This is a genomic window from Psychrobacter sp. TB15 (assembly GCF_000511655.1).
Taxonomy (GTDB): Bacteria; Pseudomonadota; Gammaproteobacteria; order Pseudomonadales; family Moraxellaceae; genus Psychrobacter; species Psychrobacter submarinus.
Window position 1 is genome coordinate 15,469 of record NZ_AYXN01000034.1, and the last position, 18,913, is coordinate 34,381.

The following is an 18,913-nucleotide window of genomic DNA, read 5'->3' on the forward strand; positions in this document are numbered from 1 at the left end:
AATCGATAGCCATCTAAATGGGCTAAAAATGGCTAAATCTGGCCAAACGGTGTCAAATAGCTGACTAATATCTCGATATTACTTGCGATATCTTCCTTGTTTGACTGCGATTTATCTCATTTTTATCACCATTTTTAAAATGAGGACACGCCCTAGTAAAATAACTTTATATACAGATGCTGGAGCATGGCTTCAGCATCTTTTTTTATATTTTAATTTTTTATGTATTAGCCGCAGCGTAATATCATTGGTTACGTTATAATTCACCGTGATTTTTTGCGCTATCCTCGCATAAAGCGGCCGCAGCTACGCCCTGACTTTTTGCACAAGCTTATCGCCTCGGCGTTATCATAAACAGCTAAATAGCTGTATCAAGGGCACAAGAAAAACGGTATAAATCGCTCACACGACACGGAAATAAGCATAAGGGCACAAAGATGATCAAGCTAATACTACTGGGCTTATTGGCAGGGGCGTTTTTTAGCTCGACATTTATTTTAAATGAGATGATGAGCGCGGCAGGCGGCCACTGGTTTTGGTCGGCGAGTCTGCGCTATGTCTTTATGTGGCTGATAATCACCGGCATCATCTTGTTTCAGCAAGGGATGGGGCGCCTCAAAGCTTTGACAGCGGTCTTTTGTCAGCACTGGGTTTTTTGGTGCCTCACAGGCAGTATTGGCTTTGGGCTGTTTTATGCAGGTATCTGCTATGCCGCCGATCATGTGGCAGGCTGGGTGGTCGCGGCGACCTTTATGTTTACCGTCGTTACCAGCTTATTGGTGCTGATGGTCTTTGGCCAGCGTTTTGATAAAAAATTCATCCTTTATGCCCTTTTGGTGTTTGTTGGCGTGGTGATGGTCAATGTCAGTGAGGGCTTGCACGCCGCTGCACTTGCCGACACTGATATTGCCCATGCCGTCCCTATAGCACAGATGCTGCTCTATGGCGCACTGCCCGCCCTTATTGCCGCCTTTAGCTATCCGATTGGCAATCAGTTGGTCTGGCAAGTCACTCATAACTCCCGCACGCCAGCGTTACCTGCCGACTTGGCAGATCAGTCGCACGCCGTATCTGGCATTGCCGACACCCTTGACGAGCCACTCACCTCTGAAGCTTATGATCTGCCGCCTACTTTATATGACACTAATACCATCAGCACCGCTCTAAATGCTCTGCCTGCCGCCGCACCTGCGCCGTCACTACTGCAAACTCTGATCCATCGTATCCCCTCGATTGAGACTACCTTACTACACAATGCCTTTAACAAAGTTTGGCTAATGACTCTGGGGAGTTTGCCATTTTGGCTACTTTTGGGCATGATAGTGCGACCCGAGCTGGCCGATAGCACACAAATGTTCAATACATTGCTGGTGGCTTTGTTGGCCGGGGTGGCGGCTACTACTATATTTTTGTACGCGCGCGGTCAGGCGATGACCTCAAGCGAAGTGGCTGGCGTCGATGCCACCCAAGCCAGTGAGGTGATTTTTGCCCTTATCGGTGGGATATTATTACTGGGTAACTCGGTACCTTCAGCGATGGGTTTGCTCGGTATTGGTTTGATCATTATCGGGCTGATATTTTTTGCTAAAGACGGTTAAACACAAAGCAAGCTTTTATTTATTATTGAATATAATTAACTATCTACCATAAAGAGCCGTCAGCATGGAAAAACATAACAATGGTTAATGACTTGATTTTTCCTGATATTTTATTGTATCTGCTAGATATGGTTGGGGTGATTGCTTGCGCTATCGCCGGCACCTTGCTGGCTCAGCATAAAGGCTTTGATATCGCCGGTTGTATCTTAGTCTCTATGGTGAATGCGATTGGCGGCGGAACTTTGCGCGATATGGCTTTGGATCGCCACCCGCTATTTTGGATGACCGATCTCAATTATGTCATCGTCATCACCGCAACCTCCCTTACCCTACAAGTGTTTTTTCATCTGTATCATAAAATCGACAATGCGCTGAGGTTCTTTGATGCAATAGGGCTTGCCGCCTTTAGCGTCATTGGCTTTAAGGTCGCTCTTCATCAAGATATGTCGCCTCTGATTGCCATTATGATGGGCGTTTGGACGGCTATTATTGGCGGCTTACTACGCGATATTATCTGCAATGAGATACCGCTTGTGCTGCAAAGAGAGATCTATATCACCGCGAGTATCGCAGGTTCCGTGACTTATCTATTGCTCGACTATTTAGGCCTAAACCCTGGGCTTAACGAGTTTATTATGCTCGGTGTTATCTTTGCCGTACGTATGTTAGCAGTAAAGTTTGACTGGCATCTGCCTTCCATTCGTCTCGTTGATTGATACTAATAACCACTTAGCCGCGCTTATGTTAAACATTGCTTTAGATACAACCTTAATCACTACTTTTAACCCGCGTTCGTTATTATATTTATTCGATATGATAGGTATCGTTGCGTGCAGTGTTTCTGGAACGATTTTGGCCAAGCACAAAAACTTCGATGTATTTGGCTGTTTATTGGTCTCAATTGTCACAGCGATTGGCGGTGGTACCGTGCGAGATGTGATCTTAGATAGGCATCCACTATTTTGGATGATGGATATGAGCTATCTGACAGTCATTACCATAGCTTCTATAACGACGCAGATATTTTTTCATCCCAACTCAAGGCGGGTTGATAAGTTTTTAAAACTCACTGATACCATTGGGCTATCAGCTTTTACGCTAATCGGTATCAAAGTTGCCGATAGCATGGGCGCTAATGTGCCCGTAGCCTTGCTATTAGGTGTTATTACGATCATTGTCGGTGGCATCATTCGCGATATGATCTGTAATGAGATTCCGCTGGTACTACAACAAGAGATCTATATCAGTGCCGCTTTAGCTGGCGGTATTTTGTACTTCGCTTTGTACAATTTGGGGGTAGCAGTTTGGGTTGCAGATATCTGTACTATGAGTGCTATCTTTAGCATCCGTATGTTGGCTATTCGCTACGATTGGCAGTTCCCATCCTTAGAATGGCGGCGTTAGACTCTTAGTTTACTAAAGCCAAATCTTTGACCATCAGCTGTAAGCTGCGTTTACCATTCCATTCATTGACATCGAGCTCAAAGAGGATATGTACCTTTTCGGCGCGGTAATCCCAGACATCGGTATCAAAATTAAAATAAATAGCATCGATAGGATACTGCACACCAGGATAGCGTAAGGAGAGTTTGAGATGCTTGTCTTTGAGTATCTTGAAGCTTAATACTTCAAAGACGCCATCGAATATTGGCGCGGCAAAGCCATGTCCCCAGATACTCGCGTCGGCCAACTCATCAGCGAACCATAAGCTAAAGTCGCTTGCTTGCAGCTCACCATCGGTGAATTTTTGCTCAGCGAAAACCTCTTGATCCAGCTCCGCCAATACCTCATCAAAAGCGGCGACAAACTCATCAAAATTGCGACGTTTAATCGTCAAGCCAGCGGCCATCGCATGACCACCAAAGTGGGTAATAAGCTCGGGGTTTTGCTCAGCGACTTGCTCAATAGCGTCGCGAATATGCACCCCAGCGATGGAGCGCGCCGAGCCTTTAATTGCGTCGTCGTCTCCCGTACGTTCGGTATCTGCAGGAGCAAAGACAATACTGGGCCGATAGTGACTTTCTTTTAGGCGGCCTGCGACGATACCGATGACGCCTTGATGCCAGTCGTCCTGATAGAGCACTAAGCTGCGCTTGGTAGCAGTGGCTGGCCCAGCACCTACGGTTGGTTTTGTTTTGACTGTAGGGGCGATAATAGTATCATCGCTGCCTTCTAGATCAGTCTCTAGAGTATTGTCAGCTGCGCTATCATTCTCTAAATCCTTAATAATTTGATCAGCCTGCGCCCGCATCTCGCCCTCGACTTGTCGGCGACTGCGATTAAGTCGCTCAAGATCATGTGCTAAGCGCTGGGCTGTCCCCCAGTCATCGGTCAATAAGCACTCAATACCGATGCGCATATTGTCCATACGTCCCGCTGCATTGATCCGTGGCCCCAATACAAAGCCAAAGTCCTGCGCATGCAGCTGCTTAGGGTCACGTCCTGCTTGCTCAAGCAAGGCTAAAATACCGATGCAGCAGCGCCCTTGGCGAATGGCATTTAGCCCATGATGGACAAGGATACGGTTATTTTTATCGAGTACGCCGACATCAGCAATAGTGCCGAGCGCTACTAAGTCTAGATATTGACTGACTTGCACCGCCGGTTTACCCGCTTCACGTCTAAGCTTTGCAAGCCTGCCTAAGACATAAAACGCGACACCGACTCCTACCAAAGCCTTACTATCAAAGCTGCAGTCTAGCTGATTAGGGTTAACCACTGCTTCAGCCGGCGGCGTCGCTTTGGTCGTTAGATGATGATCGGTAATGATAACGGTGATACCGTCCGCTTGCGCGCGGGCAACACCCTCATGACTTGAGATACCATTATCAACGGTAACAATCAAATCAGGCTGATAAGTCTCAATGCCTAATTCGACAATCTCAGGCGTTAGACCATAGCCGTACTTAAAGCGATCGGGCACTAAGAAATCGACTTGCGCGCCCATCTGAGTTAACGCACGCATCATCAGCGCCGTACTCGTTGCACCGTCACAGTCAAAGTCGCCGACGATTAAAATGCGCTTGCCCTCGTCGATAGCTGCATCTAATAAGCGCACTGCTTGTGTGACGCCATGCAAGTCTTCAGCAGGCAGCAAACCTGAAAGCTGAGTCTCAAGCTCTTCAGGCTGCATGATACCTCGGCCGGCATATAACCGAGCCAGGGTGAAAGACTGAGCAGCGAGCGCTTGCAGCGCGATGGGTAGCTCGTCGATACGAGCACCAGTAAAGCGGGGAGTTAAATTTAGCATAGCGGTATTCTACTGGCTTTAGTAGAGGGTCACAATATTAATTTTTATCTTACGACCACTTATCGTTTGAATAATCTGCTGCATAGCTGTTAGAGAAAAACTTATGATAGCAGTTACAAAAACCGTGCATTTTTGCGCTACTTTTCTGCAATTTGCTACAAAGCTATGATTGTACAGTGCAGATATTTCCTTAAACTATAAATTAACTTTTTTGTTTCCACTTTTAACTATTCACCCTATTATAAGGATAATTTATGAAAACGACGCCAAAAGCTGAAAAACTTCCTAACACTATTGATCCCAACTTAGACCTCGAACAAGTCAGAAAAGAGTGCTTAAAATTAGTCAAAAAACGTGCGAAGTTTTCAGCCGGTGTAGCGGTTGTGCCTGTACCGTTTTTTGATGTTGCTGTTGATGCAGGTATGCTCACTCAGCTCATCCCTGAGATTAGTGAGCGTTTTGGCCTCATCGAAGACCGCAAATCAGCCATTGATCTAGAGTCGCGTGAGGTACACTGGAGCGCTATCAGAGATCGGACCGTTGACTTCGCAGGTTTAATGGCCACTCGCGGTATCGTCAAAAAGACCGTTCAAGGCTTCGGCGGCCGTATCGCAGCAAAACAAGTGACGAAGTTTGTACCATTAGGCGGGCAACTCGTTGCAGCGACTATGGGCTACACTATCTTCAAAAAAATTGCCTCTGATCATGTTGAGGATTGCTACAAACTTGCCAAAGAGATTCAGCAAAAACAAAGCAGCAAAAACGTCTAAACCATCAGTTAAATCATTAATGACTAGATACTTGCAACCATATCGCCAGTTAAGCGTCGCTTAGCTGGTTTTTTATATCTCATGTATAAAGCTTGCCACTATTAATTAAAAACCAGTCGTGCTATTTTGCCTATTACAAATTCAGCTTAAAGGACTAAATAATGAAAAAACTTGTACTCTCCACTACTATGCTAGCGGCTCTTGCTCTAACAGGCTGCGCTTCTACTGGCGCTACTAGCAATTCAGGCGATGCTATCGGTACCGCCAATGAGATCGGTATGAATGTCTTCAAAGCCGCTATTGATAACCAATGCCGTAGCCAAATCGAAAACCAAAATGCGTGGCGTATTGCTAGTGCGGCGATGAGTGATGAGCAAGAAGAAGCGGTTAAATCTCGGGTATGTGGCTGCGTCAGTGAGCAAGCACCGCAGCAAGTGACTCTCGTTGAATTAGGTAATGCGGCAATAGATCCAAGCTATCGTACGCAACTGGTCACTCGAGTCGTCGCAAAATCGCTACAAAGCTGCTATGGCAGTATCGTCGGCTAAGCGGTTACAAACCGCGTCATTGTGCAAATAAACTAGATGACTTAGGGTATCAAGGCGCTGCGCCTTTTGTTCATGGTATTGCCAGCGGTGACCCTCTATATGATAAAGTAATATTATGGACACGCATCACCAATGACGGTAGCATCAATGCCACTAGCATCCCTGTTGGCTATGTCGTTGCGACTGATCCAGAGCTACAAAACGTCATAGCTAGAGGTAAAAGCCGAACCACTGCTGAGACTGACTTTACAGTAAAAGTGGATCCTAAACTGCCTGAGCCTAATACCACTTACTACTATCAGTTTGAGGCTTTAGGCTACGCTTCTCCTGTCGGCCGCACCCGCACTATCCCTAATGCTGATCTGCCAGCAAGCGAAGTTGATCGCGTACGCTTGGCAATAGTGTCTTGCTCTAATTATGGCTATGGTTATTTTAACGGTTATGCCGATATCGCTAAGCAAGCGGATATCTCGGCAGTCCTGCATTTGGGCGATTACATTTACGAGTATCCAGAAGGTTTTTATCGCGACAACGATTTGAAAGACGAGCGACCAATTTTCCCTGAGAATGAAATTATAAGCTTAGAAGATTATCGCCTGCGTTACGCTTGTTATCGTACTGACATTGACCTACAAGAGTGTCATCGTCAGCATCCGTTTATCGCAGTTTGGGATGATCACGAAATCGCCGATAACTCATGGAAAGGCGGTGCCAGATTCCATTTTCCTAGTAAAGGCAGCTATATAGAGCGCAAGATGTCAGCGGTGCGCGCGTATCATGAGTGGATGCCGATTCGCGATGATGATAGCAATGAGCTAGATAGTCAACTGCGTATTTATAGACGTTTTGAGTTTGGTAAGCTGTTTGACTTAAATATGTTAGACACTCGTATCTTTGGCCGTGAGAAGCTTGACGCCTCTGCTAGCAATGAGCCTGAGCGTCAACTGCTCGGACTTGAGCAAGAAAACTGGCTCTATCTAAACCTAATGGATGGTAAAAATCGCGGCGCAGCTTGGCAAGTGCTAGGTCAGCAAGTAATTTTAGCGCCATTTATGGGAGCGTCTGCAACCAACTCTGGTGATATTTGGAACGGCTATGCTAGTGCTCGTAATCGTTTATTAGACTTTATTGAAGATAACAATATTGACAATACCGTCGTACTCACTGGCGACTATCATGCCTCATTTGCCTTTGATGTGGCCAAAAACCCTTTTGAGCCTAGCAGCTATAATCCAGGCACTGGAGAAGGCTCGCTGGCGGTAGAGTTCGTCTGTCCGGCTTTAACGTCATTAGCTTTACCTGAGGATAACTCCGGCCCAGAAGCCAATCCGCACCAAAAATTTAATAATCAAGTTGATCATGGCTACATGCTTCTTGATATCACTGAGCAAGCCTTTGGCTGTGAATGGTACTATACCGATACCTTAAAAGAGCGCAACGATAGCACTCGCTTTGCCAAAGGCTTAGTCACGCAAACATCAACGAATCATTTGGTAGATAGCTCACAAGCTCGAGCTATTATGGACTCACCCGCTCTGGCCTCCAAAGACAAAGCTGTCGCAGTAAAAAAGGTTTGATTCGAGTGTATTAAAACCAAGCGACGATCAAGTCACAATAAAAGAGGTGCGCTAAACAATTAGTGCACCTCTTTTTTGTAGACTCTATAGAAACTCTCTAGACAACGCTACTCTAAAACCTTCAAGCGCTTAGAGCTTATCGGCATCAGTAATAACCGTATCAGGACCTACAGCTGCCGCCATCGGTAGTACTTTACTACGGCGGAAATACTTAGAATGCGTATTTATGATCTCATTAACACTATCGATGAGATCTTCAATCACGTCGTCATAAAGACCGTGATGCAGCTCAGTCTCAAAATCAGTAAAGGGATGCTTACGCGCCGCCGCTCTGACATCAGTAATGCCTTGTTTGCTATAAAACACATTGACACTACCGTCACTATTTAGCACACAAATCAGCTCTCCCTCATCAATCATCATATCGAAACGCTGCGGCGTAAAAATATAATCATCGACGTCGAGTAACTCTTTTTCGATTCCTTTTTTAAATAACGCTTTGACGTCCATTATGGTTATACTCCTAGAATAATTTATTGAAAATCTTATTTTTTAGCTAAAGTCTGTATAAGCCGGAGCTTCAGCTACCTTTATCAAACGATACTTTATCAATTTATTCTATAAAATGAACTCGCTATTTTTAAGGTAAAAAATGTAAAACTGCGTTTATAGTTAGTAAGAATAGCCGCTCTTCGTTATATCGAAATATCGGGTTTTCAACTTCGCATACTTCTAAATCAAATGCGCCTTGAGCTCTAGCACTTTATCGCGTGTCTTAGCAGCATCCTCAAACTTGAGGTCACGCGAGAACTGCTTCATTAGCTTCTCAAGACGGTTGATCTCTTTAGCCAGCAGATCAGGGCTTCTGAGTATACTGATATCGACATCCGGCAGATTGCTCTTAACTGGAATCGCTTGATTGTCGTTAGCATCAAGCTCTTCACCGGTATCGATTTTATCAGTGACACTACGGCGCGCACCTTTTGGCGTGATGTTATGCTCCACATTAAAGGCGATTTGCTTTTCGCGGCGGCGATCGGTCTCCTCTATCGCCTTTTCCATACTTGGCGTCATACTATCGGCGTAAAGAATCGCTTTACCGTTTAGGTGGCGAGCAGCGCGGCCAATGGTCTGAATAAGGGAGCGCTCAGAGCGCAAAAAGCCTTCTTTATCGGCATCAAATATCGCCACCAATGACACTTCTGGCATATCGAGCCCTTCACGCAGCAGGTTAATGCCGACGAGTACATCATGGACACCCGTACGCAGCTCATGAATGATTTGCATACGCTCAACGGTATCGATGTCGGAGTGCAAATAGGCCACCTTAATATCGTATTCTTTGAGATAGCTGGTGAGATCCTCCGCCATGCGTTTGGTCAAAGTGGTAATCAATACGCGCTCATCCAGCTCGCGGCGTTTGGTAATCTCTGAGAGCACATCATCGACCTGCGTGAGCACGGGACGAATCTCAATCTCAGGATCAATCAAGCCTGTTGGTCGCACCACTTGCTCGACGACTTGCTCGCTGTGCTCAAGCTCGTATTGCGCCGGGGTCGCACTAACATAAATGGTCTTGGGCTTGATGCGCTCCCACTCTTCAAACTTCATCGGCCGATTATTCATCGCGCTTGGCAGACGAAAGCCGTAATTCACCAAGTTCTCTTTACGCGACCTATCACCTTTATACATCGCGCCGACCTGCGAGACAGTCACATGCGACTCGTCGATAAACAGCAGCGCATCTTCTGGAATATAATCAAACAACGTTGGCGGCGCCTCACCCCAAGGACGACCAGATAGATGCTGCGAGTAGTTCTCAATACCATTACAGTAGCCGAGCTGCTGAATCATCTCTAGATCATACTGCGTGCGCTCTTTGAGGCGCTGCGCTTCAATCAGTTTATTATTATCACGAAAGTACTCAAGACGCGGTTCAAGCTCAGCACGAATGGTCTCGCTGGCGGCCTCAAGGCGATTACGCGGTGTCACATAATGCGACTTGGGATAAATGGTAATCCGTGGCACACTGCGCACGGTTTTGCCTGTCAAAGGATCGAACCAAGTGATTTTTTCGACCTCGTCATCAAACAGGTGAATACGAATCGCCAGCTGCTCAGACTCCGCAGGATAGATGTCAAGTAGCTCCCCGCGCAAGCGATACGTACCACGGCCAAAATCCAGCTCGTTACGCGTATACTGCATCTCAACCAAACGCTTAATCGTCGCGGTGCGATCTATCTTATCGCCGACGACGACGTGCAAGAGCATTTTGAGATAACTCTCCGGATCGCCCAGACCGTAAATACAAGAGACGGATGCGACGATAATAGCATCCCGGCGCTCAAGCAATGCCCGCGTTGCCGACAGACGCATCTGATCAATATGATCATTAATGGCGCTGTCTTTTTCGATAAAGGTATCACTTGCCGCGACATAAGCTTCGGGCTGATAATAGTCATAATAGCTGACAAAATACTCAACAGCGTTATTCGGGAAAAAGGCTTTAAACTCGCCATATAACTGCGCCGCCAAAGTTTTATTATGCGCCATGATAATCGTTGGGCGCTGGCACTCACTAATCACCTTAGCCATGGTATAAGTCTTACCCGAACCCGTCACGCCAAGCAGCAGCTGCTCATCCATATCAGCATTGATACCTTTAACGAGCTTTTCAATCGCCTGCGGTTGATCGCCTGCAGGCTCAAAGTCGGTGACCATCTCAAAGGCGCGGCTCGATATTTGCGTCCCTGACGCATTGACACCACTGATCTCAGCTTCGCCTTGTAGCTGAGTGGCTAATTGATTTAACTGGCGCGACGAGCGCGGTTCGGGCATACGCATATTAGCTTTCTTCTTTTTTAAGTTTACAATTATGTGGGGGCTTTATACCTGTTTTTAAAGGTTATTTGCTGGCCTTGATGCTAGTAATTTGGTGTTAATTACAGACCATAATCACTGACTATCAAAGCTGATATTCAGCTATCAGTTATGAGTGAGTATTGATAAGAAGCTCATTAAGATACTTTGTTAAATCAAAGGCTGCTGCCCCGCTTAGGTAATCAAAGATTATCTATAAGGCTTTTTTAGGCTGTTATATTTACAAAGCTTTTCATGCTTAACAAAGCCATTACATGACCACCTAATAAAGCCTAACGCTCATGGGTTCCATACCTTTAATAAGCTGTTATTATTAGTATCGAAAGTTGATAAGAAAACGCTGACTAAGAGCTTTAAACTAAGAGTCTAAAAATTTAGTCGGTTATTAGATAACAATTAAATATAATCAAAAATGGAGTAATCTATGAGAGAACGTTATGCAAGTGGTATAAATGATGATACTGCCAAAAAAATGGTTGAGCTGTTAAACTCTAATCTAGCCAACTTGATTGATTTGAGTATGGATAGCAAGCAGTGCCATTGGAACTTACAAGGTACTGGATTTATCGGGGTGCATCAGTTATTAGATGAAACTTATGAGCGTCTGACAGAAGCTTTTGATACTGTCGCTGAACGTATTGTCATTTTGGGCGGCAAAGCAAATGGCATCTCTAAGCGTGTCGTTGAAGATTCTATTTTAGAAACTTACCCAACTGACATTACTGAAGTTGAGCAGCATGTTCGTGAGCTGACCAATCGTTATAAGACTATTGCAGCTTCACTACGTGAAGGTATCGATACAGCTGGTGATGCAGGCGACGAAGATACTGCGGATTTATTAACCGAAGTTAGCCGTACTATCGATAAAGATGCTTGGTTCATCGGTGCTAATGCGCCTAAAAAATAGTATTTCTATCACTGTTATTTGCTAAGTTATAGAATACAAAAAAAATCGCCTAGATGGCGGTTTTTTTTGGTTTGATACTTTTTTGGTTTGATACTAGGGTTATTTAGCTTCGCACTGGATCTGGAGAGCTTTTATGGGGCGCTATGGTTTTGGCATTAGGCGCAGATAGCGTCAGGATGGCCTCTTGAAATATCTTATTGGCACGAAACTGGCTCTCGATGCTCTCAAAGATCTGCGCGATACTCTCTTCTCTTTGATTACCTCTGACATCTACAGCCGCTACCATAAATATCTTTTTTGGTCCCACCCATTCTAAATGTAAGTAAGAGACGCTATCGACTCCTTCATGTCTCAAAAGCTCGCTTAATACATAATCATGCGTACTATCTGAAACTTTATACCCCACCAAAAAGTCGCGATTACGACTGATCAAAAATATCGCCACAGCGCCCAATAACACGCCCACGATAATGGAACCTAACGCATCCCAAAAAGCCTGCCCGGTATAGACGTGCATGCCCATTGCCGCTGCCGCGATAACTAGACCAGTAACCGCCGCTAAGTCCTCAAAAAACACCCCGCGCAAAGTGGGGTTAGAAGTCTCAACCACATAACCAATAGCGCTAACCTCGATAGCCTAACCTTGCTTTTTACTTTGCAAATAAGCTTGCACTAACGAGAAGCCCTCAAGTACAAAAGCCACTGCCAAAATAATAAAAGCGATCGTATAATTGGTCTCAGCTTCTGGTGCATTCCATTCGGTAATACCTGTATAAATAGAGACAATGGAGCCTGCCATAAACACGCCAAAAGCCGCTATCATCGACCACACATAAGCTTCTTTACCATAGCCTAACGGATGACTTTTATCCGCAGGTTTGACGGCTTTTTGCTCAGCGACTAATAAAAAAACACCATTGCCCGTATCCGCCCATGAGTGCGCCGCCTCCGCTACCATAGACGCCGAGCCGGTGATAAAAGCGGCAACGGACTTAGCAATAGCGATCAAAAAGTTAGCGCCAATAGCAATCAAAACCGTAATCACCGAGCTAGACTTTTTATCTTTATTATCAGGATCTGGTTCAGGCTTTTGCGCGTTTGGTTTATGACGCGTCAGCTCTGGACCACCTAAGTGTAATTGCGGGTTGGCGACGGAGGGTTTTAGACTCATAAGGAACTCTATAGCATGGGTTAAAAGTTTAAAGGCTGAAAAGATTATTATCTATATTATAGAGACTAAAATAAATTAACCTTTATTCTTTTACAGTAGCTCATCCGTTAACTGATGGTAACTTTTGACGATGTTACTTAGATTCTGGGTTACTTAGATTCTGGGTTGGTCTGCGTATTTTCAGCTGTGCGGGTCAACTCTCCGACTTCTTTACTGATATCGCAACTAGGACGATGTGCGCTTTGCATACGCATCTCTTTTCGCTCTAATGCTGCATCAGCGCGGCATTGTTGGCTCTCGTTTTTGATTTCTAGCGGCGGTACAGGCGTAGGCTTGCCGTTATCGTCGATCGCGACCATGGTAAAGTAGCAGCTATTGGTATGGCGGATCGTCCGCGCGCGTACATCTTCAGCTTCGACTCTGATACCGACCTCCATTGAGGTGGTACCGACGTAATTAACACTAGCGGCAAACGTGACGAGCTCGCCGACATAGATAGGCTCACGGAACATCACCTGATCGACCGATAGCGTGACAACGTAGCTACCACTGTAGCGACTGGCGCAGGCATAAGCGACCTGATCGAGCATTTTGAGCAAGTCACCACCGTGGACATTACCGATGAAGTTGGCCATGTCTGGAGTCATCAGTATCGACATATAAAGTTCGTGGTTTAAAGGGGCTTTTTTGGCGGTGGAGCTGGTGTTGAACTGAGCCATAGTGATCCTTAGTTACTGTGCGGAAGTCATTGTGAAAGTGTCATTGTGGTTTGTTGTGCAAAGTTTATTTGTCATTTATACAGTAGGCGATTATTTAGTGCAAATCGATAAAACCAAAAAAACGGCTTAACCTAAGTTAAACCGCCGTTATTAATCGCTCAAGAAATTAAGCTGTAGCCGCTTTATTTAGCCAGCGAAAACGATATGCTAACCAAGCTGTGCCCGCACTGACTGAACCAGTTAAAAAACCGCCCCAAGTAAAGTCTACCAAGGCAGTATCTAGCGTATAGCCTTTAAATAAGGCCAAACTGGTAAAGTCATAAGTACCGTATGCCATTAAGCCAAGTAAGCCGCCCAATAAGAAAATATGCCCGATAGAAGCTTCTGCTTTTATTTGCGGATAAAGAACAATAATACATAAAGCTAAGATATAGAACATATAGAACACAGCCGCCGCCATCATATTTGGCTCATTCGCTAAAAGATGACCGATACGCTCTTCATAAAACAGCCCTTTCATCGTTGACAGCCAGACAAAATCCACGCCCAAAAACATAGCAACAGCAACGAGATAAACAAACGTATAGCCCATAACAATATCCTTTTATCATACTACACATAGATTTTCACTGCCCCTATGTCTAGCCTATTTTATTTGCGTAATCTATTAGACTTACTACTATGCTTTAACTGTACTTCAATATAACGTCTTTAGGTTTAGTAATCGTTATGGCTTTAAGTGTCTTAATTGTAAAGCATATCAATTGTGAGTGTCTATAATTTATAAAGCTTTTATAACGATAACTATTCTAGGGCGTATTGAACATTCAAATATTAGGACTGCTGATAGATAAAATCGCACCAAACTAGGCGTAAACCGACGATAATGTCGAGGCCTTAGCTAGGTTTACAACACAGTTTGGGGTGATTTTTGCATCAGCCCTTTGGGGCGGGGCTCTTTTTTGCCAATACATGGTGAAATTGTCTATCCTAGAATGACTAGCATTCGAAAATTTCACTGCGTATTGCCTGAAAAATAGCCGCCGCCAGTGCCACATTTGAATGTTCAACACGCCCTAATGTTAGACCTCTTATACTTAAGCAAATGCAGCCGCAATGCTAGAAGCGCTACGCTGATTAATAGTACTGTCCATGGGCTTGTTTATCACATCAGTTACAGGCGAATCAGAGAAATGTAAAATATCGATATTGTCAGGTTTCACCGCAGTCAGTTGGACAACGCCAATGGTGCGCTCCAAAAAGCCGCCTTCGCAGTAACAAAAATAAAACTCCCATAGACGGATAAAGGCTTCGTCATAGCCAAGTGCTTTAATCTCCTCGCGCTGCGACATAAAGGCAATACGCCAATCGCGTAAAGTATGCGCGTAGTCAAAGCCATAGTCATGCAGTTGCTTAATAACCATATCCGTCTGCTGGGTGAACTGGTTATTCAGCTCTTGATTAGAGAGCAGACAGCCGCCTGGGAAGATATGGGTCTGAATAAAATCCACTGAATCAATATAGTCTTGATAGTTTTGATCGTTAAAGGTGATGGCTTGTAGTACCATTAGTCCCGTAGGCTTAAGCAAATCATTGCACTTAGCAAAAAAGGTGGGCAAATACTCATAACCGACTGCCTCTATCATCTCAATGCTGACTAGCTTGTCATACTGTCCTGACAGATTGCGATAGTCCTCTTTGAGTAAAGTTATCTTGTCAGACAGCCCTGCCGCGTCAATGCGCGCCTGTGCTTCATCGAACTGCGCATCGGATATGGTTGTGGTCGTTACATGACAGCCGTAATGACTCGCAGCATAAATGGCAAAACCGCCCCAGCCAGTGCCAATCTCTATTACCTGATCATCGGCAGTCAATTGCAGGCGCTGACAGATAAGCGCAAGCTTATGCTGCTGAGCCTCGCTAAGGGTGGCCTCTGGGTTTTTGTAGACGGCCGAGGAGTACATCATGGTCTCATCTAAAAAACGCTGATACATATCATTGCCCAAGTCATAGTGAGCTAAGATATTGGATTTAGAGCCTGACTGGTCATTACTACGTAGCTGATGATTGGCTCTCTCAAAGGCTTTGCTTATACCGGCAAAGCGGTTCTCAAGCTTATTGAGCACTGCTATATTACGCGCCGCCAAGCGTATCAAGCCTGTCAAATCATCGGTATCCCACTCGCCATTAATGTAGCTATCGGCAAGCGCTATAGAGCCGCCAAAAAGCAGCTGACGATAGACACTGATATCATGAATCGTGAGGGTTACATGTAGAAAATGACGACCGATAGCAGAGCTACTTTTGCTATTGATAGCCTGACTACCAAAGCTATATGCTTGCGTCTGCTGAGCATAATCCTCTATTACTGTGATACCGCCAAACTGTACTCGTTTTAACGCTTGAAATATCGCCTTTCTAGCTAAAGCATTAACGCCGTTACTCACAGGTCGCAAAAGAGCGCTATCATTTAAAGTCTGACTCACACGGGCATTGATTTTCTCTAATCTACTGCTTGGCTGGCGATCGGTTGGTCGGGGTGACATCGCTATGGTATCCTCTTGTCCGTTTAAGAGAGTCGCCTATGGATCAACGCTCAATATTAATATTTTTCTTTACTACTGTTGTTCAAAGCTTTTATGTCGTTAAAAGCTATGGTCTAGATCTGTTACATCAGCTCAGTTTTAGCCGGCTGAGTGATTACTTGTTAATTATTTACTGACTGCTCACTATCTGCTAGCTTCTCATCGTAATTGATATAAGGCACTTTTTTGAATGCATAGAGTTTAAAAGCATGCCAATAGATACGAGTGAGTGAGGTGAAATTCATCAATGGATTTTGTTTTAAGCTTTGGCGGATGCTCTCTTGGGTCATCGGCTCTCCACTCATTTTTATGCCCGTTTTGAGTACTTCACCGCGCTTGTCACTGATATTGATCGCTATCCGAATATCAAAAACATCGTTTTGCTTAGTCTTATCATCAGCCTTATTGCTTTTAGACGGTTGTGGTTTGACGCTGACCTGCCAGCGATAGAGCTGATCGATAGGATTAAAGGGCGAGACATGAAAATCTTTATCATGACAAAGCTCCGTCTCCTCGCCTTTTAATAAAAAACTATAATAGTGACGCTTATCCCACGGTGTATTAGACACTTCTGCTAGTAAATGGGTGGGCGTTTGCTCACTATCAAAACCGATGTAAAAGTTCACTGGGCTAAAATAAACACCAACATTGCGGCACACTATCAAGCCAATAATTTCGCCTGTCGGCGTGCTGCCCGTTTTATCTTTAAAGACAGCATTTAAACGCTGCAACAATCCCTCTATACTTTGAACATTAGCATCAGCACTAGTATCGACATTAGCATCAGTCGCTATTTCTTGATTCGCCTGATCTAATGGCAAACCTTGCAAGTAGTCATCGGCATAAAACTGCTGTAACGCTTTATGTTTCGCTGAAAATATCGGCAAGCCTTTGATAATTGCTGCACCAAAGGGAAGTTTATTGAACAGTTTTGCGCTATGAGTATGGTTATTTTGAAGCTGCATGCTTGCGACTTCTGGTAATCCATCACCTGCTGCCAAAGCGCTAATATTGACGCCCCAATAACGATACGGATAGATAAATTTATGCACACTCGGTAATAGGCGACTGTGCCACGTTGTGCCATGAAACAGCTGATGGGTAAATTGACTATTAGACGAGTGGTCTCTTTTAGGCATTAAGCGCTCTTTCATTTATGTTTACTGCTGTGAAGGACTCTAGCCAACAGACCGTGCTTTTTTGTTTTAGCAGCGGTTAGAACTTTAGGCTTAGCTGCTATCGATGCGATATAAGCAAGCAATTCTTGATTGGTCTCCGCACTAAGCAGTTGGCGATTGTCTAATTTGTGCCTAGATTTATCCGCTCTGACTGGTATGTCTTTATAGACAAAGGGCGTATGCGCCGACTCACCATGTGGCAAATGACTGGCGTCAACCTCGTCTTTGATGTCAATCTGACTACCTAAAGACTGACAAACTCGCAAGCCACTGCGCACGCCATCTTCGTGAAAACCGTTGAACCAATAAGCGCCGCAAAAGTGCGTGTGCAAACCACTACTAGAGATGGTTGACCACTGCTTTTGCGCCTCTATCATCGGCTTGTCAAACACCGGATGGCTATAATCAATTGTCTTGATGATTTGGGCGCTGTCAATCTTGTGATTAAGAGTGACCAGATAATTGTGCTGCTTCGTCAGCCTTTGTAAGATATTCATATGATACGTCAGTACTGGCTTCGCAGAAGTTTGCTCGACTGTGTTATCCGTCTTGCCATCGGCATCAAGCAAGTAGTTCCAACTCGCCCAAGCCAATGGTTTATTGGGCAGGACGCTAGTATCGGTATGCAACACAGCTGTGTTAGAAGTAAAGCGAAAATGACTTAAGACCTCAGTCTCATCGCTAGTCGCATCTTGCAAAATCTTTAAAGCAGTATCGGCGTGACACGCAAAAATCACCTCATCAAAGTCTAAACTTTCTATACTCTTGCCATTACTCATCTTCAAAGTCACTTTAGCGTCAGTACTGTCAGCTTTGTTGTCCTTATTACGAGTGACCGACTGTACGGGAGAGTTGACTCGCACTTGCCCGCCTTTTTTAACAAAGCGCGTCACCAACTTATTAACATATTGCTTAGAGCCGCCTTTAATCGTGAACCACTGCGGGCGATTGACCACGTCTAGCAGACCATGATTATCAAAGAACTGCGCAAAGAAGACTAACGGGAAATCTTGTACGTCTTCTAAGCTCGTTGACCAAATAGCTGACACCATAGGCAGCAGGTAGTTATCAGTAAATAATTTTCCGTAACGTTTACTGGCTAAATACTCGCTCAAGGTTTGCTGAGTGTAGCGAGTGACCGCTTCGCCATTGCTGCGAGCCGCTTCAAAATCCTGACGCAGCTGCTTCATCTGCTTGTTAAATTGCAATGTATCTTGCACAAAGCGCCAAAACTTCGGGCTGATAATATTTTTACGCTGCGATAGCAAGGTATTGATGGTATGACCGTTATACTCAAAGTTGCGGGCAACGTTTTTGACCGAAAAGCTCATATCTGTCGATTGAAACGGCACTTGCAGCTCATGCAACAGACGAAAAAAATTTGGATAAGTGCGCTCATTAAAGACAATAAAACCGGTATCAATCGCACTTTTTTCTGCCTGACTTTTTTTACTAAACCTAGACTTTGACTTTTTGCCGTCTTGTAATGCCACATCGATAGTATTGACGTGACCACCGATATAATCATTAGCTTCAAAGACGGTAACGTCGTGCTCTTCTACTAAATAGTGCGCGCAAGTGAGTCCTGAGACGCCTGAACCGATAATGGCAATATGTTTTTTAGTTTTACCATTCTTTTGGCGATTATCATCGCTAGTACTACTCTGTGCGGCGGTTACAGCGTTACGGCGAAACAACGGCATGCCTATTATCCTTTAGACTTTTTTAAT

The 18,913-nt window shown here is 44.8% G+C and carries 17 protein-coding genes; 7 read left to right on the forward strand and 10 right to left on the reverse strand.

Annotated features, from left to right (window positions below):
- Nucleotides 1-437 precede the first annotated feature (437 nt).
- From W234_RS0108085 to W234_RS0108095, 3 genes are all read left to right on the forward strand, one after another.
- Nucleotides 438-1,598 carry a multidrug resistance efflux transporter family protein gene (locus tag W234_RS0108085; protein ID WP_025646377.1) on the forward strand — a complete coding sequence of 387 codons (1,161 nt, stop codon included), beginning with the start codon at nt 438-440 and terminating at the stop codon, nt 1,596-1,598.
- Between the two features lie 80 nt (nt 1,599-1,678).
- Nucleotides 1,679-2,314 (forward strand): trimeric intracellular cation channel family protein, encoded by a 636-nt coding sequence (locus W234_RS0108090; RefSeq protein ID WP_025646378.1) that lies wholly within the window; start codon nt 1,679-1,681, stop codon nt 2,312-2,314.
- A gap of 25 nt (nt 2,315-2,339) precedes the next feature.
- On the forward strand, nt 2,340-3,002 hold the full coding sequence (locus W234_RS0108095) for a trimeric intracellular cation channel family protein (RefSeq protein WP_025646379.1): 663 nt from the start codon (nt 2,340-2,342) through the stop codon (nt 3,000-3,002).
- Between the two features lie 4 nt (nt 3,003-3,006).
- Here the strand turns inward: W234_RS0108095 and recJ are convergent, their stop codons facing one another.
- Nucleotides 3,007-4,848, reverse strand: a complete 1,842-nt coding sequence (recJ, locus tag W234_RS0108100) for a single-stranded-DNA-specific exonuclease RecJ (protein WP_025646380.1) — start codon at nt 4,846-4,848, stop codon at nt 3,007-3,009.
- Nucleotides 4,849-5,102: 254 nt separating this feature from the next.
- Between recJ and W234_RS0108105 the strand changes: the two genes are divergently transcribed.
- The 3 genes from W234_RS0108105 (at nt 5,103) to W234_RS13840 (ending at nt 7,743) form a co-directional block, all read left to right on the forward strand.
- Entirely contained in the window at nt 5,103-5,618 is a 516-nt protein-coding gene (locus W234_RS0108105) for a hypothetical protein (protein WP_025646381.1), read from the forward strand.
- A gap of 161 nt (nt 5,619-5,779) precedes the next feature.
- Nucleotides 5,780-6,166: a hypothetical protein gene (locus W234_RS0108110; RefSeq protein WP_025646382.1), complete on the forward strand. Its 387-nt coding sequence runs from the start codon at nt 5,780-5,782 to the stop codon at nt 6,164-6,166.
- A 77-nt stretch (nt 6,167-6,243) separates the two neighbouring features.
- Nucleotides 6,244-7,743: an alkaline phosphatase D family protein gene (locus tag W234_RS13840; RefSeq protein WP_227501942.1), complete on the forward strand. Its 1,500-nt coding sequence runs from the start codon at nt 6,244-6,246 to the stop codon at nt 7,741-7,743.
- 129 nt (nt 7,744-7,872) lie between these two features.
- On the opposite strand, the gene W234_RS0108120 is transcribed toward W234_RS13840, so the two are convergent.
- Both W234_RS0108120 and uvrB read right to left on the reverse strand, forming a co-directional pair.
- On the reverse strand, nt 7,873-8,253 hold the full coding sequence (locus W234_RS0108120) for a hypothetical protein (RefSeq protein ID WP_313781148.1): 381 nt from the start codon (nt 8,251-8,253) through the stop codon (nt 7,873-7,875).
- A gap of 222 nt (nt 8,254-8,475) precedes the next feature.
- Entirely contained in the window at nt 8,476-10,587 is a 2,112-nt protein-coding gene (gene uvrB / locus W234_RS0108125; RefSeq protein WP_025646385.1) for an excinuclease ABC subunit UvrB, read from the reverse strand.
- Nucleotides 10,588-11,047: 460 nt separating this feature from the next.
- Here uvrB and dps point away from each other — a divergent pair, with 460 nt between their 5' ends.
- Nucleotides 11,048-11,530: a DNA starvation/stationary phase protection protein Dps gene (gene dps / locus W234_RS0108130; protein WP_025646386.1), complete on the forward strand. Its 483-nt coding sequence runs from the start codon at nt 11,048-11,050 to the stop codon at nt 11,528-11,530.
- Between the two features lie 103 nt (nt 11,531-11,633).
- On the opposite strand, the gene W234_RS14865 is transcribed toward dps, so the two are convergent.
- The 7 genes from W234_RS14865 to W234_RS0108165 all read right to left on the reverse strand — a co-directional run bounded on the left by W234_RS14865 (nt 11,634) and on the right by W234_RS0108165 (nt 18,886).
- A complete protein-coding gene (locus W234_RS14865) occupies nt 11,634-12,140 on the reverse strand; it encodes a hypothetical protein (RefSeq protein ID WP_264673185.1) in 507 nt (168 codons plus the stop codon).
- 27 nt (nt 12,141-12,167) lie between these two features.
- Nucleotides 12,168-12,701 (reverse strand): cation diffusion facilitator family transporter, encoded by a 534-nt coding sequence (locus tag W234_RS14870; protein ID WP_264673186.1) that lies wholly within the window; start codon nt 12,699-12,701, stop codon nt 12,168-12,170.
- A gap of 149 nt (nt 12,702-12,850) precedes the next feature.
- Complete coding sequence (locus tag W234_RS0108140) at nt 12,851-13,420, reverse strand: acyl-CoA thioesterase (protein WP_025646387.1); 570 nt, start codon at nt 13,418-13,420, stop codon at nt 12,851-12,853.
- 166 nt (nt 13,421-13,586) lie between these two features.
- Nucleotides 13,587-14,012, reverse strand: coding sequence for a DUF2177 family protein (locus tag W234_RS0108145; RefSeq protein ID WP_025646388.1), 426 nt, complete (start codon nt 14,010-14,012; stop codon nt 13,587-13,589).
- A 505-nt stretch (nt 14,013-14,517) separates the two neighbouring features.
- Nucleotides 14,518-15,966 carry an SAM-dependent methyltransferase gene (locus W234_RS0108150; protein ID WP_025646389.1) on the reverse strand — a complete coding sequence of 483 codons (1,449 nt, stop codon included), beginning with the start codon at nt 15,964-15,966 and terminating at the stop codon, nt 14,518-14,520.
- 161 nt (nt 15,967-16,127) lie between these two features.
- Nucleotides 16,128-17,144 carry a DUF1365 domain-containing protein gene (locus W234_RS0108160; RefSeq protein ID WP_025646390.1) on the reverse strand — a complete coding sequence of 339 codons (1,017 nt, stop codon included), beginning with the start codon at nt 17,142-17,144 and terminating at the stop codon, nt 16,128-16,130.
- Nucleotides 17,145-17,155: 11 nt separating this feature from the next.
- Nucleotides 17,156-18,886, reverse strand: coding sequence for an NAD(P)/FAD-dependent oxidoreductase (locus W234_RS0108165; protein WP_025646391.1), 1,731 nt, complete (start codon nt 18,884-18,886; stop codon nt 17,156-17,158).
- Nucleotides 18,887-18,913: the final 27 nt, after the last annotated feature.

Bases quoted from the DNA above. Each gene is read 5' to 3' on its own strand.
- recJ (WP_025646380.1), bottom strand. From the start codon at position 4,848: ATGCTAAATTTAACTCCCCGCTTTACTGGTGCTCGTATCGACGAGCTA.
- W234_RS0108095 (WP_025646379.1), top strand. From the start codon at position 2,340: ATGTTAAACATTGCTTTAGATACAACCTTAATCACTACTTTTAACCCG.
- W234_RS0108110 (WP_025646382.1), top strand. From the start codon at position 5,780: ATGAAAAAACTTGTACTCTCCACTACTATGCTAGCGGCTCTTGCTCTA.
- uvrB (WP_025646385.1), bottom strand. From the start codon at position 10,587: ATGCGTATGCCCGAACCGCGCTCGTCGCGCCAGTTAAATCAATTAGCC.
- W234_RS14870 (WP_264673186.1), bottom strand. From the start codon at position 12,701: ATGAGTCTAAAACCCTCCGTCGCCAACCCGCAATTACACTTAGGTGGT.
- W234_RS0108145 (WP_025646388.1), bottom strand. From the start codon at position 14,012: ATGGGCTATACGTTTGTTTATCTCGTTGCTGTTGCTATGTTTTTGGGC.
- W234_RS0108150 (WP_025646389.1), bottom strand. From the start codon at position 15,966: ATGTCACCCCGACCAACCGATCGCCAGCCAAGCAGTAGATTAGAGAAA.
- W234_RS0108165 (WP_025646391.1), bottom strand. From the start codon at position 18,886: ATGCCGTTGTTTCGCCGTAACGCTGTAACCGCCGCACAGAGTAGTACT.
- W234_RS0108140 (WP_025646387.1), bottom strand. From the start codon at position 13,420: ATGGCTCAGTTCAACACCAGCTCCACCGCCAAAAAAGCCCCTTTAAAC.
- W234_RS0108105 (WP_025646381.1), top strand. From the start codon at position 5,103: ATGAAAACGACGCCAAAAGCTGAAAAACTTCCTAACACTATTGATCCC.
- dps (WP_025646386.1), top strand. From the start codon at position 11,048: ATGAGAGAACGTTATGCAAGTGGTATAAATGATGATACTGCCAAAAAA.
- W234_RS0108085 (WP_025646377.1), top strand. From the start codon at position 438: ATGATCAAGCTAATACTACTGGGCTTATTGGCAGGGGCGTTTTTTAGC.
- W234_RS0108160 (WP_025646390.1), bottom strand. From the start codon at position 17,144: ATGCCTAAAAGAGACCACTCGTCTAATAGTCAATTTACCCATCAGCTG.
- W234_RS0108090 (WP_025646378.1), top strand. From the start codon at position 1,679: ATGGTTAATGACTTGATTTTTCCTGATATTTTATTGTATCTGCTAGAT.
- W234_RS0108120 (WP_313781148.1), bottom strand. From the start codon at position 8,253: ATGGACGTCAAAGCGTTATTTAAAAAAGGAATCGAAAAAGAGTTACTC.